Source organism: Pseudofrankia inefficax (genome assembly GCF_000166135.1).
Taxonomy (GTDB): domain Bacteria; phylum Actinomycetota; class Actinomycetes; order Frankiales; family Frankiaceae; genus Pseudofrankia; species Pseudofrankia inefficax.
The window spans coordinates 5,613,036-5,628,311 of record NC_014666.1; the positions used below are offsets into that span (position 1 = coordinate 5,613,036).

Here is a 15,276-nt window from a genome sequence, read left to right on the forward strand (position 1 = left end):
TCCGATGCCGCCACCGCGCGCCCAGACGGGCCAGCGCCCGCAGACCGGGCCCGCCGACCCGCCGCCGTCGGTGCCCGGGGTGGCGGCCCTCGGCCCGTCCTCGGGCGACGCGGGCGTCGGCCAGGACTGGGCCGGCACGTGGGAATCCGGCGACCTGCCCTGCACGGTCCGGCTGACCCGGGTCCCGGCCGGCCCGGCCGACCGGGAGAACGCGACCGACGCCGCCCGCCGGCTCACGTCGCTGAACCATCCCCATCTGGTGCCCGTCCTGGCCGTCCTGGAGACCGACCGCGGCCTCGCCGTCGTCTCGGCCGCGGTGCCCGGCGCGGTGAGCCTGCGCCGGCTGCTCGCCCAGCGCGCGCAGCTGGAGCCGGGTGAGGCCGTCACGGTCGGCCTTCCGATCGCGCAGGCGCTCGCCGCGGCGCACGCGCTCGGCCTCGGGCACGGCAGCCTGACCGCGGCCGACATCCTGCTGGAGCCGAACGGCCGGCCGCACCTCATCGGGGTCGGCATCGCCGAGCTCGCCGTCCCGCGGCCCGGGCCGGACCCGGTGACCGGGCCGGCCGACGTCTACGCGCTGGCCGGCCTGCTGCGCGACGCGATCAGCGGCGCCGCCGGCCCGGACGCCGCGGCGGTCGCCGTCGTCGCCGCGACCGCGCTGGTGCCGGAACCGGCCAAGCGGCCAACCGCCGCCCAGCTGGCCGACGCCCTGGCCCACAGCACCCGGCCCCTCCCGGTCCAGCTCGCCGCCGCGCCACCCACTCCGGCCCCCACGCCTCCAGCCCCGCCAGCCACACCCGCCCCGCCGGCCGCTCCCGTCGCGCCGCCTGCTCGCCCCCGTCCGGCGGGTGGCGCGACGGCTCCCGGGCCGCGCCCCCCGCGGCCACGCCAGCCCGCGGACAGCCCCGCCGACGCGCCCGTGAGCCTCACCTGGGCGCCGCGCGGGCCCACGGCGCGGGTGCGCCCCAGCCGTCGGCCGTCCGGGCGCCAGCTCGCCGTCGGGGCGGCGACCGTCGCGGCGGCGGTGATCGCCGTCGCCGTCATCGCCACCATCGTGGCGCACCTCGCCAGGCCCTCCGGTGGCTCCGGTGCCGCCGCGCCTCCGAGCCAGTCGGTCGAGCAGGCCTGGACCGGCATCCTCGCCGGGCTGGAGACCGCCCGCGGCCGGGCCTTCCAGCAGGCGGACCCGGCGGCGCTCGACAACGTCGACCAGAACGGCAGCGCTGTCTACAACGCCGATCTGGCCCTGATGCACGACACCACCAGCAGGGGGGCGCACGTCTCCCAGCTGACGACCCGCATCCTGGCGCTGCGGGTGCAGCAGACCAGCGCGGACCAGGTCTGGCTGGTGGTCACCGAGCAGACCGGCGCGTACGACTTCCTCGGCGCCGACGGGTCGGTGCTCGCCCACCAGGACGCCGGTGCCCCCGCCCGCAGCAACGTCACCCTCGTGCGCACCAACGGCGGCTGGCGGATAGCCGAACGCGTCCCCGTCAGCTGAGTACCGCCCTCGCCGCGGCCCATAAGCTCGGCGAGCCGGCTCATTGTTAGTTTTTCTACGTTGATGTCGATTTCATTAATAGGTATTGTCAACGATGGCCCTGCCTCGAGCCTCTCCGATCCCCTGACCAGCCCCGTCAGGGGAGCCCGCGGCAGGGCCGACCCCTGGGACGACACGGCCGGCCGGCAGGCCCTCGACGCCGTAGTGGATCTTCGACGCCCGAGAGCGGCGTACACCCAGGCGCGGGCACCCTCACTACGATGAGCAAGATCCTGTCCAGCGAGGACAGGCAGCGGCAGCCGTGCCCGCACGGTTCGTGTCGCCCAGAAAGGATCCACCGTGTCCGAAGGAACCGACCGCGTCGAGCAACGGGCGGCCATCCCGAACGCCACCAGGGGCTGGCAGGGCGCGCCCAGGAGCAAGCGGCGCGGAACCGGGCGCACCAGCCGGGGCCGCCAGACCCGGGACCAGCTGCTCGACGCGGCCCGCGTCGTGTTCGAACGCGACGGCTTCCTGCAGGCCCGGGTCGCCGACATCTGCGACGAGGCCGGCGTCTCGCACGGCTCCTTCTACACGTACTTCGTCTCCAAGGAAGAGATCTTCCGCACCCTCGTCGACTCGATCGAGCTCGATCTGCTCACCGTCGAGCCCGCGTCCGACAACGACCACGACCCGGTCGAGCGCATCCGGGCGGCCAACGAGCACTACCTGCGGGCCTATGCCGCCAACGCCGGGATCATGCGGGTGATCCACCAGGTCGCCACCATCGACGTCGAGGTCTGGCGCATCCGCTTCCAGCGCCAGGACGCCTTCGCGCACGCCATCGAGCGACGGATCCGCCAGCTCCAGGCCGACGGCCTGGCCGACCCGGCCGTCGAGCCCTACTACGCGGCCCAGGCGCTCGGCGGCATGGTCGCCTACTTCGCCGAGCTGCTGTTCAACGCGCACGACCCGGTCGAGGCCGACCCCGACACCGCCATCGAGGCGCTCACCCGCATCTGGATCAACGCCCTCGGCATCGGCGACCGCGGCCCGCGCGCCTAGCGGTCCGCGGTCGCCGACAAGAGAGGACCGGGTGGACGCGCAGGACCGCCTAGACCGACCGGTCGCGGCCCGCCATGGGTGGCGCGCCGGCCTGCTGCTGCTCGCGCGCAACCCGGCCGGGTCGATCTACGGAACGGTCCTCGCCGACTCGGTGCTCGCGGTCGAGGCGGAACGCCAGACGACGCTGCGCGACCTGATCTACGCCGAGCTCGTCACCGTGATCATCTACTGGCTCGCCCACGTGTACGCCGAATTCCTCGGCTCCCAGCAGGGTGTCGGGCGTCGGGGCTGGCCGCGCCGGCTGGCCGAGACCATGTCCCACGAGTGGTCGCTGGTCACCGCGTCCTTCGTCCCGCTGCTCGCGGTCCTGCTCGCGTCGGCCGCCGGCGCGTCCGTGCAGACCGCGTCGCTCGCCGGCATGTGGACGGGCGTCGGCGCGCTGGTCCTGTGGGGCGAGATCGCCGGCCGCCAGAGCGGCAGCGGCACCTGGGCCTCGCTGGCCTACGGCCTCGTCTCGGGCGCGTTCGGCGTCGCCCTCATCCTGCTGCGGGTCCTGCTGCTGCACTGACCCCGCCGGACAAGCCGCGCACCGGGCGTGTGATCGCCCCGAGCGCGAGACCCGACCATCGACACGTTGACCGCGATACGTGTTGATCAATTGCGGGTACTACCGGACGGCCTCGCCGGAGCCGGCCGCCAGCTCGTCGCCCACCCGCGGTGCCGGTGTGGCGGGGGTCGCGGGTGGCTCCGGCACCGCGGCCACGGCGTGGCGCGGCCGCAACAGGACCGTGGCCAGGACGATGCCGGCCGCGACACAGCAGGCGGCGACCAGCAGGCCGAGCCGGTCGCCGCCGACGAGCGCCGACACCGGGTCGTGACCCGCCCTGGTCAGGGTCGCGGTGCGGCCCGCCGCGACCGTGCCGAACACCGCGAGGCCGATCGCCGCCGAGACCTGCATGGAGACGTTGACGATGCCCGACGCCAGGCCGGCGTCCGCCGGGGGGACGTCGGCCAGCGCCAGCGTCGTCAGCGGGACGAACGCGCCGCCGCCGCCGAGGCCGAGCATCACGGTGACGATCAGCAGGCGCGGGAAGTACGGCGTCCCCACCCCGCCGGTCGCGAACAGGACCAGGCCCGCCAGCATGATCGTCATACCGGCGACCAGGACCCGGTACGGCCCCAGGCGGGCCGTCAGCCACCGGGCGAGCCCGAGGGACATGACGGCGACGACCCCCGTCTGGGGCAGGAACGCGGCACCGGTCGCGACCGCGCCGTAGCCGAGCACCCGCTGCAGGTAGAGCGCCCCGAAGAAGAAGTAGCCGTACATGCCCGCGGCCATCACCGCGCGCACGGCGCTGCCGGCGATCAGGCTGCGCTGGCGCAGCACCCGTGGCGGCAGCATCGGGTCGGCGACGCGCGCCTCCCAGCCGGCGAAGGCGGCGAGCAGCACGACGGCGACCGCGCCGGTTGCGAGGGTGCGCGCCGAGCCCCAGCCGACGTCCGACGCCCGCACGATCGCGTAGATGCCGATGATCAGGGCCGCCGTGACGAGGACGGCGCCCAGCACGTCGATCCGAGGCCGGGTCGCGCTGCCGTCGCCGCGGCGCCGGTCGAGCAGCAGCACCCCGCCGGCGAGCGCGACGATCCCGATCGGCACGTTGATCGCGAAGATCCAGTGCCAGTTGAGGGCCTGGGTCAGCAGGCCGCCGACGATCAGGCCGAGCGAGCCGCCGCCGATCGACACGAGCATGTAGCGGCCGATGGCGCGGGCGCGCTCGGCCGGGTCGGTGAACTCGGCGACGACGATCGCGAGCACCGAGGACGACGCGAACGCGCCGCCCGCCCCCTGCACGAACCGGGCCGCGACGAGCGTCGCCACCGAGTCGGCGAGGGCGCAGCCGATCGAGGCAACGGTGAAGACGGCGATGCCGCCGAGGAACAGCTGGCGACGCCCGATCAGGTCACCGAGCCGCCCGGCGACGAGCAGCAGGCTGCCGTAGGTGATCAGGTAGCCGTTCAGGGTCCAGGTGAGGTCGGCCTGGGTCACGTGCAGGTCGGTCTGGATCGCGGGCAGCGCGACGTTCACGACCGTGGTGTCGAGCATGACCATCAGCTGGGCCAGCAGGACGACGATCAGCGCCAGCCATCGGCGTGGGTCCGGGCCCGCCGTCGGATTAATGTCGCTCATGAGATAGTCACTATAGCGTGACTATCTCGAGGCCGACACCACCCCGGCTCTATAACCACCCCGGCTCCACGACCACCCCGGGCACATAACCATCAACAGATCTTGATGGGCATGGTCATGTTACGCTCGGACAGCCATGGCACTCTCGATGAGTCCTGTCGGCCCGAGCCCGGTCGACACGGACACCCCGGTCAGCGCGGCCACCCTGAGCGCCCTGGTTACTCAAAGTGACGACACTGCTTCGGTGGACGCCCAGAGCCCGGGTGCGCTCGTCCTGATGACGCGGCTGAGCCGGCAGGTCTACCAGGCCGCCACCGAGGACATCCTCGGCATGAGCCTCAAGCAGTTCGTGCTGCTCAACCAGCTCCACGAGGACACCGGCGTGCCCCAGCAGCAGCTGGCCGAGTACCTCTGCCTGGGCGCGAACATCCTGGTGCTGCTGCTCAACACCACCGAGTCGGCGGGCTGGGCCGAGCGCCGCCGCGACCCGGCCGACCGGCGCCGCCACCTCGTCCACCGCACCCCGGCGGGCACGGCCGCGGTCGCCCGCGCCGAGGAGGCGATGGACAGCGTCGAGCACAGCGTCCTCGGCAACCTCTCCCCCGCCGAGCGCACCGTCCTGCGCGGCCTGCTCGCCCGCGCCCTCGGCGACTGAGCCCGCCTCGGCGATCTGGTCGCCTGGCGGGGCGATGGCGCGCTACAACTTCGACATGACGACCGCGACACCGCGCACGCCCACGCCAGGAGCCGAGCCGGCCTCGGGACTCGGGCCCCTCGGCGCGCCGCCGCCGTTCGACCTGGAGATGGCCGCGGCGCTGGAGGCGCTGGCCGGTGTGCTGCCGACGGCGATCACGCCGGAGATGATCCCGCTGATGCGCGGCCGCCCCCAGCTCGGGCCGACGAACGAGGAGCTGGCCCGCGGCGGGGCCTTCACGATCAGCGAGGTCGCCGTGCCCGGCCCGGCGGGCGCGCCGGAGGTGGGGCTGCTCGTCTGCCGGCCGACGGCCGCGACGATCGAGGCGGCCGGGGCCGACCCGGCCGCGGCCCAGCCGGTGATCTACCACGCGCACGGCGGCGGCATGATCATCGGGGATGCCCGCTCCGGGCTGCCGGACATCCTCGACTGGGCCGAGGACCTCGGCCTCGTCGTCGTGTCCGTCGACTACCGGCTCGCGCCCGAGAACCCACACCCGGCCCCGGTGGAGGACTGCTACGCCGGCCTGCTCTGGACCGCGGCGCACGCCGCCGAGCTCGGCGGCGACCCCGAGCGGCTGCTCGTCGCCGGCCTGTCCGCCGGTGGCGGCCTCTCCGCGGCGCTGGCCCTGCTCGCCCGCGACCGCGGCGGGCCGGCGCTGATCGGCCAGGTCCTGATGTCCCCGATGCTGGACGACCGCAACGACACCCCGTCGGCGGTCCAGCTGGCCGGCCTGGGCGTCTGGGACCAGTCGTCGAACGCGACGGGGTGGGGCGCCCTGCTCGGCGACGCGGCCGGCGGCGCCGACGTCTCGCCGTACGCCGCGCCCGCCCGGGCCACCGACCTGTCCGGCCTGCCCCCGGCCTACATCGACGTGGGCTCCGCCGAGACCTTCCGCGACGAGGACGTCGCCTACGCGTCCCGGCTCTGGCGGGCCGGCGGCCAGGCCGAGCTGCATGTCTGGCCCGGCGCCTTCCACGGCTTCGACCTGCTCGCCCCGCAGGCCGCCCTGACCCGCCAGGCCAAGGCCGTCCGCCTGCAGTGGCTCACCCGGCTGCTGGCCCGGTAGCCGGGCCCGGCCCCGCGGTCCCGGGAGCCGCGCCCACGGCGAAGTCTGCGATCAGCCGGCTGGCCTCGTCCAGCGCGGTGGGCCGGTGCGGGTAGTCCAGGGTGGCGAAGGTCACGCCCCGCATCCAGCGAGTGAGGAAGTCGAACTCCCGAGCCGCGTCTCCGACCGGTATCAGGGCGGTCCGCATCAGGCCCGCGCGCAGCAGGAGCAGGCCGTCGACCGGCCGCATCACCGCCAGCGCGGCGGGCGCGGGGCCTCCCGTCGCCCGATCGGGTTCAGGCCGGCTGTTCACCAGGATCACCGCCGCCACCGGCACCGGGCGGTCGGCCGGCCCGGCGAGCGGATGGCGGCTCTTCGTGCCGTAGCGCGGCAGTGGGATGCCGCCGTCGAGACCGAGCAGCTTCCCGGCATCGTCCCAGAGCCGGACCTCGCGGCTGCACGACAGCACCTGGGCCTCGCCGCCGGCCAGTCGCAGCACCGCCGCGTCGTCCCCGAGCAGCGGCCAGCCCAGCCGGCGGTGCAGTGCCGTGCTCAGCGTGGACTTCCCGGCCCCGGACCGGCCGACCAGGAGCACGGAGCCGGTCGGGCCGACCAGCGTGGCCGCGTGCAGCACCGGTGTGCCCGAGCCGGAGGCCAGCGCCCACGGAATGACGGCCGCGACGAAGTGGTCCGCCTCGGCTTCGCTCGGCGCCCGGGCCGGCAGATGCCAGCTGACCCGCCGGCCAGCGTGCAGGGTGTACGCGGCGAGGCCCTCCGGCACGACGACCCGGTCGTTGCCGCCCGCCGCGTGGACCTCCAGCGGCCCGCGCCGGGTGCTCAGCCGGGTCAGCAGCGCCCCACGCGGCGCCGGCACCGGGGTACCGCGCACGACGACCGTCGGCAGGTCCCCCCCGCCGCCCCGGCCGCCGCCACCCATCAGGTACTCGTCGTAGCCAGGCAGGGCGACGTCGGACCGGACCTCGACCGCGCCGAAGCGGTAGCACAGCGGTGCCCGGCCGGCGGCGGCGACAGACCCCCGGGGCGCTGGCCCCGGGGGTCTGTGTGACGCGGCCCGCTGCGACCGGACGTCGTCCTGGGTCAGCTCGGCTGCGCGATCTGGATGATGGCGTCCAGCAGCAGGCCGGGCTGGCCGGCCGTCCGCACCGCGAGGCTGCCATGCTCGGTCAGGCTGGGCTTCTGGTAGGCACGCCGCGCGGCGATATGGCCCTCGGCGGTGCCGGTCTTCTCGGCGATCATCACACTCTCCAGGATCGACTACGGATACTGCAGACAGTAATGCTTAGTGACCTGTCGGTTGCAGAGAGTAGCAGCGCGGGTCGCCTCAGAAGCGCACCCCGCTCCGCGCGAGCCACATGTCCAGGCCGACCAGCTGCCACAGAGCCACCAGCCCGTGCTGCGGGTCGGGAGGCTGCCGGCCGTCGCGGGCCGCCGCCACCGCTGTCGTCCACGCGGCCTTGGCGATCCCGAGGTCCACCCACCCGTCCGCGACCAGCGGTCCGCCAGCCAGCAGGCCCATCCCGCCGGCCTCCTCGACGGCGTCGACCAGCTCCAGGTCGAAGTGGGCCTTGCCCCGCCGGGTCCGCACCGACTCGGGCAGCACGTCGGCGGCCGCCGCCCGCAGCACCGGCTTGGTCTCCCCCGGCCGGTACATCGTCAGGCCCGGGGTCGACAGGGCGACCTCGATCACCCGGCGGTCGTGGAACGGGTGGCGCCAGTCAACGCCCGCGCCCGTGTAGATCGTCCGCGCCGTGTCGAGCAGCGGCAACGACGCGCGCACCACCGCGAGCCGCCACCGCTCCCGCTGGTCGTAGGACCGAAACAGGGCGGCGTCGGCGGCGTCCGCGGCGGCGAACCGGCCGTCGAGGTCCAGCCCGCGCAGGCGTGCCGGCCGGATCCACGGCAGGGTCAGGCGTTCACCCGCGATGCCGCGGGGAAACGGAGCGAGCGCGTGGCGGCGCGCGACGGCAAGCCTGGTCCGTACCGACCTGGGGCTGATCCCGGCGCCCGTCTGCCGCCAGAGCGGGCCGAGCCGGCCGGCCCGCCACAGGTCGGGCCAGTGGCTGCGCCACCCGGTGAGCCAGTCGTCGCCGCCCTCCCCCGACACCAGCACGTCGAGGCCCTCCTGGCGAGCGGCGGTGCCGACCGCCTCGGTGAGGGCGAGGTTGGGCCGGGGCGGCATGTCGAGGGTGTCGGCTGTCCACTGCCGCCAGCGGTCCCAGTTGTACGGCTCCGGCTTGACCCGCAGCACGGCCGTGCCGGTGTGCTCCTCGACCGCGTCGACCCACCGGGACTCGTCGTGTGACCGGCCCGGGAACACCATGCTGATCGGCACGACCCGGGCCGGGCCCCCGTCCCGGGCCGCCAGCCGGCTCGCGATCCCGGTGATCGTGCTGGAGTCGAGGCCGCCGGACAGCCCGATGGCGACCGGTGCCCGCGCCGTCGCGTCGTGGACCGCGGCCTCCAGCGCCGTGCGCAGTTCCCGGGCGGCGACGGGCAACGGGGCGGCGCGCAGCGGCGGGACCACCGACAGCAGCGAGGTGAAGGGCCGGCGCGACGGGGCTCGGCCCGGGGCCACCTCGAGCACGTGGCCGGCGGGCACCCGCTCGACCCCGAGCAGCAGCGTCTCGTGCAGGGAGGTCAGGTCGCGGGTCAGCGTCTCGGCCAGCACTGCCTCGTCGACCCGCAGCGGGATCCCGGCGGCCCGCAGCTGGGCCGGCTCGGTGCCGAACAGCAGCCGCTCGCCGGTGTGGTGCACCACCAGCCGGCGCATCGAGTGCGGGGAGCGGGCCAGCACCAGCCGGCTGGTGGCCGGGTCGAACACGGCCAGCGCCCAGTCGCCGAGCAGGTGGTCGAGGCAGGTCAGGCCGTATCGCCCCCAGGACTCGACGACCCGGCCGGACACCCCGCCGCTGCCAGGTCCGCCCGTGGACCAGCCGTCGACGACGGCGAGCAGCCCGTTCGGCGGGTGCGCGAGGTCGGCGGCGGCGCCGAGGCCCGGCCCGGGCGCCGCGGCGACGGCCAGCACTCCCGCGGCCTGCAGGTGGACCGGGCCGCCGGCCGGGGTAGCCGACGCGGCGAGCATGGTCGCGGCCAGCTCGGTCGAGCCCGGCTTGCCGTCCAGGCGGAGCTCTCCGCAGAAGCTCATGACATCGGCCTCCGGTGCGTGGCGCCACATCGGCCGGGACCACGCCGAGACGGACACCGAGTATGGATACTAAGAGTGTTAATCAAAGCACTCTGTGTTCGGATCGCGAGGTGCTGGCGTCCGCGAGTCGCAGCGCGTCGCGGAAGTAGCCCTCGGTCTCGGCGAGCTCGCCTGGGCTGGCCAGCGCCGTCAGCCGACCGTCCTCAAGCACCGCGACCCGGTCGCAGCCGAGCACCGTGGACATCCGGTGGGCGATGACGATGACGGTGGTCGCCGGCCCGATCGTCGCCACCGCGGCGCGCAGCGCCTCCTCGGCGCGGGCGTCGAGCGCGCTGCTCGGCTCGTCCAGCACCAGGAGATCGGGCAGCCGGACCAGCGCCCTGGCCAGCGCCACGCGCTGGCGCTGGCCACCCGACAGCGCGGTGCCGTGCAGGCCGGCCGGATGGTCGAGACCGTCCGGCCAGGACGCCAGCTCCGGTCCGAGCCCGGCCCGGACCGCCGCCGCGCGGACCTGGGCGTCGCCGAGCCCGGAACGCAGGAACCGGATGTTCGCCGCGACCGTGCCCGTGATCAGCGTCGGCTGCTGCGGCACCACCCCCACCCGGCCAAACCACTCCCGCGGGTCGACGTCGGCCCGGTCGACCGGCCGGTCACCGGGGCCGACGAGCACCTGGCCCCTGCTCGGTTCGAGCAGGCCGAGCAGCACGCCGGCGAGGGTGGTCTTGCCGGCACCGCTGCGCCCGACCACGCCAAGCCGCTCGCCCGGCCGCAGCGTCAGCTCGATGCCGGTCAGCGCGGGCCGGGCCGTGCCCGGGTAGGTCACCTCGACGCCGGCGAGCCGGATCGCGCCGGCGTTGGGGCAGGACCGCCCCCCTGGGGCTCGGCCGGTCGCCCAGCGGTCCAGGTGCTCCTCGACGCGGTCCAGGTGGGTCAGCCGTTCCCGCAACTGGTGCGCGGTGGCGCCGAGAGCGGAGGCCTGGCCGAGCGCGCGCATCACGAGCAGCGTGACGAGCCCGACGGTGCCCAGCGGCAGCTCGTCGAGCCAGAGCACCAGCAGCAGGACGGCGATGAGCGCGAGCACCGCGAGGTCGCGGGCCAGCCGCGGGGTGACGGTGGCCCGGAACATCGTCTCGCCGTGCAGGCGGCCGGCCCGCCCGGACGCCTGGGACAGCGCCTCGGCCGCCTCGTCGACGACACCGAACACCCGCAGCTCGGCGGCGACGGTCGTCGTCTCGGTCAGCGCCGTGCCCAGCGCGCTCGCCGCCTCGACCGCGCGCCGGTTCACCGCCTGGGTGTGCCGGCCGGCCAGGCGGACCGATCCGAGAACGGCGGCGACCACGACGGCCAGCGCGCTGGTGGCCAGCGGGCTCACGGCGAAGGCCGCAACGGCGAACGCGCCGAGGCGCAGGGCGGCGGCCACCGCGTCGCCGCAGCGCTCGGCGCCGAGGGAGATCTGCGCGGCGTCGCCGAGCGCGAGCTCCTGCAGTCGGCCGGTCGGCTCGGCCCGCTGCGCCGACCAGTCCGCGGCCAGGTAGTGGCGGGCCAGCCGGTCCCGGACCGACGTCAGGGCGGACGCGCCGATCCGACTGGTGACACGCGCGCACACGACGGTCGTCGCCGCCGCACCAGCCGCGGCCAGCAGCGCCGCGCCAGCGAGCGTGCCTCGCGAGGATCCGAGCCAGGGGACCACCCGCGAGCCGCCCCGAGCCGACCCGGTCGCGAGCGTGATCATGAGGACCATCGTGAGCAGCTCCAGCAGGCCGGAGACCAGGCCGAGCACCGCCATGGTGGCCACCTGGCGAGCCGGGTGACGCACCCCGTCGGTGCTGCGCGACCACCAGTGACGGGCGCTGGCCAGCGCGCGCCGGAAGGTGGCCGCGCGGCGAGTGGGAGTGGCCATGGCGCCGAAGATAGTCAGTGGTGGTCACATAGTTACTCCACGTAGCGACCGTGTTGGCTTCCGAAGGACGTCGCAGCCTATGTCCCAGCCGGCCGACATAGGCCGACAAAAATCGGACCATGCCATTCGGTGAGGAAACTCCATTACCTCGCCGAGACCCCTGTTCGGCCGGGAAGAGCGTTACCTTCGGCCCGGGAACAAAGTCCCGACAGCGCCGTGCGGGGGTTCCAGGTTTTCAGGCCCGCTGGCGCCCAGGTGCCGTTCTCATCAGTCCTGAACCGTGCAGAAGGGAACTGTCATGAAACTGTGGGCGAAACGCGCGACTCACACTGCCGGGGTGCTCGTCGCCGCCGCCGGCCTGGCACTGGCCGCCTCGGCCCCCGCCTCGGCGGCGCCGCCGAACACCGCGACCGGCCTCAAGGCGACCGGCCTCATCCCGGCGAACCCGCTGGTGGCCAGCGCCTTCCCGGGCACCTCGCCGAACCACGCCGCGAGCCTCAACCTGCCGCCGCTGCTCACCACCGGCGCCGTTGACACCGCGGCAGGACCGACCACCGCGAGCGCGACGGTCAGCGGACTGAACATCTCGCTTTCACCGCTCGCGAGCCTGACCGCCGGAACGCTTACGTCGAACTGCTCGTACAACTCCGTCACCGGTGTCGTCAGCGCCGACTCCAATATCGAGAACGGAAAGGTCGTGCTGCTCGGAACACCCATCTTCCTCACGCCGCACCCGACCCCGAACACCACGCTCACCCTGCCCGGCCTGGCCACGCTCATCCTCAACCGGCAGACCACCGGGCCGGACGGCACGGTGACGGTCGACGCATTGTCGGTCAGCCTCGTCAGTGGCCTGGAGAACGTCGTCCTCGCGACGTCCACCTGCAACGCGGCAACCCTTTCCTGACCGACCGAACCGGTTCACCGGCGCCACGCGCCACGCCGCGGCACAGGCTCGGCGTGGCCCACGTGGCGCTGGTGCCGGCGGTCGTCGCCGGGACAGGATAAATTGACGATCATGACGGCGTTCTCGGGACCGGAGGTCGACGACGCGCTGGTGGCGGACGCTCCCGGCGAGGCGTCACCCACCTCGGCCGGGCCCGCCGTGGCCAGCGGGCGCACGTCGCGCCAGGCTGACCTGTTCGACGCCCTGCTGCGGATCTTCCTGGCCGAGGGGTTCGCGCGGTTCACCCTGGCCGAGCTGGCCGGCCGGCTGCGCTGCTCGAAGAGCACGCTCTACGCGCTGGCCCGCAGCAAGGAGCAGCTCGCCGTCGCCGTCGTCGGCCACTTCTTCCGCGCGGCCGCCGAACGGATCGAGCGTGACGTCGCCCAGGTCGCGGCCACGAGCCCGGCCGACACCGTCGGCGCCTACCTGCGCGGGGTCGCCCGGGAGCTGCGGCCGGCGTCGGCCGCATTCCGCCACGACCTGGCCGCGAACCCCGCGACCCGGGCCGAGTACGAGCGCAACACCCGGATCGCCGCGCGCCGGATTCGCGAGCTGGTCGCCGACGGCGTGACCGCCGGCGTGTTCGGCGGCGTCAACGCGACCTTCGTCGGCCAGGCGGCGACCGCGGTCATGGTGGCGATCCAGCGCGGGGACATCGCCGCCGCGACCGGCCTGTCGGACGCCGACGCCTACGCGGAGCTCGCTGACCTGCTGCGTCACGGCCTCGCCGGACCGCTCGGCGCCTGACCCACCGGCACCAGCGCGAGCCCCGTCACAGGCCCGGCAGGCACCAATGTGCTGCCGGCGCAACCGGTGCGCCCGAAGGAGGTTGTCGGGCTCGCCCCTTGCCCCCACCATGTGCCTGTGCCGACCTGCGAAGAAGTCGCCTCAATAGCCGATTCCGTCGACCGGGCCGCCCGCGCGCACGAGCTGATCGGGGGGAAGACCCCCCGGCCCGGCCAGCTGCGCGAGCTGCGGGCCAACGCGCTGCGGACCGCCATCGGCGAGGGCCGCGACGCGGCCGAGCTGGCGACCCGCCTCGGCGTGCGCGCCGCGGACATCGCCTGGATGACCAGCCTCGAGAAGCCCACCTGGCCAGTCCGGGCAACGACGCGCTGACCCGGGCCGGTCGGCCGGCCCGTAGCTGGTCCAAACGTCCCGACGCCGCGCTACTTGTGGCGGCGGGCGTGGTGACGCCCACCGAGGATGCTGGAAGGGTCGGCAGCGCGCCGGCCCGACAGCGCCGAGGAGGGCCGATGACCGGTGACGGGACCGCCACCGCCTTCCAGGCCCGCCCGGCACCGCGGTGGGACCTGGCCGCTCTGCCGCCCGGCGAGGTCGTCGAGACGCACTCGGCGACGCTGACGTTCGTCGACGACCTCGTCTACAAGGTCAAGAAGCCGGTCGACCTGGGCTTCCTGGACTTCTCCACCCGGGCGAAGCGCCTGGCCGCCTGCGAGCAGGAGGTCGCGCTCAACCGACGGCTCGCGCCCGACGTCTACCTGGCCGTCGCCGACCTGGTCGACGACCGCGGCCGGGTCGTCGACCACGCGGTCGTGATGCGCCGGCTGCCCGAACGGCGCCGGCTGACCTCCCTCATCCAGCGCGGCCAGCCCGTCGGCGCGGCGCTGCGGGCGATCGCCCGGCGGCTGGCCGCCTTCCACGCGGCCTGCGCGACGTCCGAGCAGATCGCGGCCGCGGGCAGCAGCGCGACCCTCGCCGGCCTGTGGCGCGAGGGCGTCGACCAGGTCGCCCAGTACCGGGACAACATCCTCGACGGCACGGTGATCGCCGAGATCGACCGGCTGTCCGCGCGATACCTCGCCGGCCGGGCGCCGCTGCTGCGCGCCCGGATGGCCGCCGGCCTGGTCCGCGACGGGCACGGTGACCTGCAGGCCGACGACATCTTCTGCCTGCCGGACGGCCCGCGGATCCTCGACTGCATCGAGTTCGACCAGCGGCTTAGGGTCGGCGACGTGCTCGGCGACGTCGCGTTCCTGGCCATGGACCTGGAACGGCTCGGCGCCCGCGCGGAGGCCGACCAGCTGCTCGGCTGGTACCAGGAGTTCGCCGGCGAGACCCATCCCCCGTCGCTCGCGCACCTCTACGTCGCCTACCGCGCGTTCGTGCGGACGAAGGTGACCTGCGTCCGGGCCGGCCAGGGCGATCCCGACGCGGCCGACCTGGCCCGCCGGCTGGCCGACCTCGCGCTCGACCACCTGCGCCGGGGCCGGGTGCGGCTGGCGCTGGTCGGCGGCCTGCCCGGCACCGGCAAGTCGACGCTGGCCGGCCGCCTCGCCGACACGGAGGACGGCTGGGTGCTGCTGCGGTCGGACACCGTGCGCAAGGAGCTCGCCGGCCTGCCGACGGACCGGCCCGCGTCCCCGAAGCTGTACGAGGGCGGCCCGTTCCGCGGCCTGTACTCGCCGGCGGCGACCGAGGCGGTCTACGCCGAGCTGCTGCGCCGGGCCGGCCACGCGCTCGCCCGCGGGGACAACGTGCTGCTCGACGCCTCCTGGTCGGACGCGGCGGACCGGGCGGCGGCGGCCCGGCTGGCGGCGGCGGCACACGCGGACCTCATCGAGCTGCGCTGCGTGACGGCCCCCGAGGTGGCCGCGGCGCGGATCGCCCGCCGGGCGGCGGCCCGCACGGACGCCTCGGACGCGACGGCGGCGATCCACGGCGCACTGGCGACCCGGGCCGACCCGTGGCCGTCGGCGGCCGTCGTCCACACCGCGGCGCCGATCACCGAGGCGGCAGCGGCCGCGCGCCGCCGGCTGCACTGACCG

Annotated in this window: 14 protein-coding genes; 9 read left to right on the forward strand and 5 right to left on the reverse strand. The window is 74.9% G+C overall.

Annotated features, from left to right (window positions below):
- Nucleotides 1–4: 4 nt before the first annotated feature.
- The 3 genes from FRAEUI1C_RS22690 to FRAEUI1C_RS22700 all read left to right on the forward strand — a co-directional run bounded on the left by FRAEUI1C_RS22690 (nt 5) and on the right by FRAEUI1C_RS22700 (nt 3,113).
- Nucleotides 5–1,501 carry a protein kinase gene (locus FRAEUI1C_RS22690; RefSeq protein ID WP_013425686.1) on the forward strand — a complete coding sequence of 499 codons (1,497 nt, stop codon included), beginning with the start codon at nt 5–7 and terminating at the stop codon, nt 1,499–1,501.
- A gap of 339 nt (nt 1,502–1,840) precedes the next feature.
- Entirely contained in the window at nt 1,841–2,545 is a 705-nt protein-coding gene (locus FRAEUI1C_RS22695) for a TetR/AcrR family transcriptional regulator (protein ID WP_013425687.1), read from the forward strand.
- A gap of 31 nt (nt 2,546–2,576) precedes the next feature.
- A complete protein-coding gene (locus FRAEUI1C_RS22700) occupies nt 2,577–3,113 on the forward strand; it encodes a hypothetical protein (protein ID WP_013425688.1) in 537 nt (178 codons plus the stop codon).
- 99 nt (nt 3,114–3,212) lie between these two features.
- Here FRAEUI1C_RS22700 and FRAEUI1C_RS22705 read toward each other — a convergent pair whose 3' ends face one another.
- On the reverse strand, nt 3,213–4,733 hold the full coding sequence (locus tag FRAEUI1C_RS22705) for an MFS transporter (protein ID WP_013425689.1): 1,521 nt from the start codon (nt 4,731–4,733) through the stop codon (nt 3,213–3,215).
- A gap of 136 nt (nt 4,734–4,869) precedes the next feature.
- On the opposite strand from FRAEUI1C_RS22705, the gene FRAEUI1C_RS22710 reads away from it, so the two are divergent.
- Both FRAEUI1C_RS22710 and FRAEUI1C_RS22715 read left to right on the forward strand, forming a co-directional pair.
- Nucleotides 4,870–5,388, forward strand: a complete 519-nt coding sequence (locus FRAEUI1C_RS22710; protein WP_013425690.1) for a MarR family winged helix-turn-helix transcriptional regulator — start codon at nt 4,870–4,872, stop codon at nt 5,386–5,388.
- Between the two features lie 55 nt (nt 5,389–5,443).
- Complete coding sequence (locus FRAEUI1C_RS22715; RefSeq protein WP_041261253.1) at nt 5,444–6,496, forward strand: alpha/beta hydrolase; 1,053 nt, start codon at nt 5,444–5,446, stop codon at nt 6,494–6,496.
- Here FRAEUI1C_RS22715 and FRAEUI1C_RS22720 read toward each other — a convergent pair.
- The 4 genes from FRAEUI1C_RS22720 to FRAEUI1C_RS22730 form a co-directional block, all read right to left on the reverse strand.
- Nucleotides 6,474–7,412 carry an AAA family ATPase gene (locus tag FRAEUI1C_RS22720; RefSeq protein ID WP_013425692.1) on the reverse strand — a complete coding sequence of 313 codons (939 nt, stop codon included), beginning with the start codon at nt 7,410–7,412 and terminating at the stop codon, nt 6,474–6,476. The genes FRAEUI1C_RS22715 and FRAEUI1C_RS22720 overlap by 23 nt on opposite strands.
- Nucleotides 7,413–7,573: 161 nt before the next feature.
- The gene (locus FRAEUI1C_RS39725) at nt 7,574–7,732 is read right to left on the reverse strand and encodes a lasso RiPP family leader peptide-containing protein (protein ID WP_013425693.1); all 159 of its coding nucleotides are present in this window, start codon (nt 7,730–7,732) and stop codon (nt 7,574–7,576) included.
- An 85-nt stretch (nt 7,733–7,817) separates the two neighbouring features.
- On the reverse strand, nt 7,818–9,641 hold the full coding sequence (locus FRAEUI1C_RS22725) for an asparagine synthase-related protein (RefSeq protein ID WP_013425694.1): 1,824 nt from the start codon (nt 9,639–9,641) through the stop codon (nt 7,818–7,820).
- Nucleotides 9,642–9,723: 82 nt separating this feature from the next.
- On the reverse strand, nt 9,724–11,541 hold the full coding sequence (locus FRAEUI1C_RS22730) for an ATP-binding cassette domain-containing protein (protein WP_232425085.1): 1,818 nt from the start codon (nt 11,539–11,541) through the stop codon (nt 9,724–9,726).
- A 298-nt stretch (nt 11,542–11,839) separates the two neighbouring features.
- Here FRAEUI1C_RS22730 and FRAEUI1C_RS22735 point away from each other — a divergent pair, with 298 nt between their 5' ends.
- The 4 genes from FRAEUI1C_RS22735 (at nt 11,840) to FRAEUI1C_RS22750 (ending at nt 15,273) form a co-directional block, all read left to right on the forward strand.
- A complete protein-coding gene (locus FRAEUI1C_RS22735) occupies nt 11,840–12,448 on the forward strand; it encodes a choice-of-anchor P family protein (RefSeq protein ID WP_013425696.1) in 609 nt (202 codons plus the stop codon).
- 111 nt (nt 12,449–12,559) lie between these two features.
- Complete coding sequence (locus tag FRAEUI1C_RS22740) at nt 12,560–13,234, forward strand: TetR/AcrR family transcriptional regulator (protein WP_013425697.1); 675 nt, start codon at nt 12,560–12,562, stop codon at nt 13,232–13,234.
- A 117-nt stretch (nt 13,235–13,351) separates the two neighbouring features.
- Nucleotides 13,352–13,606 (forward strand): hypothetical protein, encoded by a 255-nt coding sequence (locus tag FRAEUI1C_RS22745; RefSeq protein ID WP_041259610.1) that lies wholly within the window; start codon nt 13,352–13,354, stop codon nt 13,604–13,606.
- 137 nt (nt 13,607–13,743) lie between these two features.
- The gene (locus FRAEUI1C_RS22750; protein WP_013425699.1) at nt 13,744–15,273 is read left to right on the forward strand and encodes a bifunctional aminoglycoside phosphotransferase/ATP-binding protein; all 1,530 of its coding nucleotides are present in this window, start codon (nt 13,744–13,746) and stop codon (nt 15,271–15,273) included.
- Nucleotides 15,274–15,276: the final 3 nt, after the last annotated feature.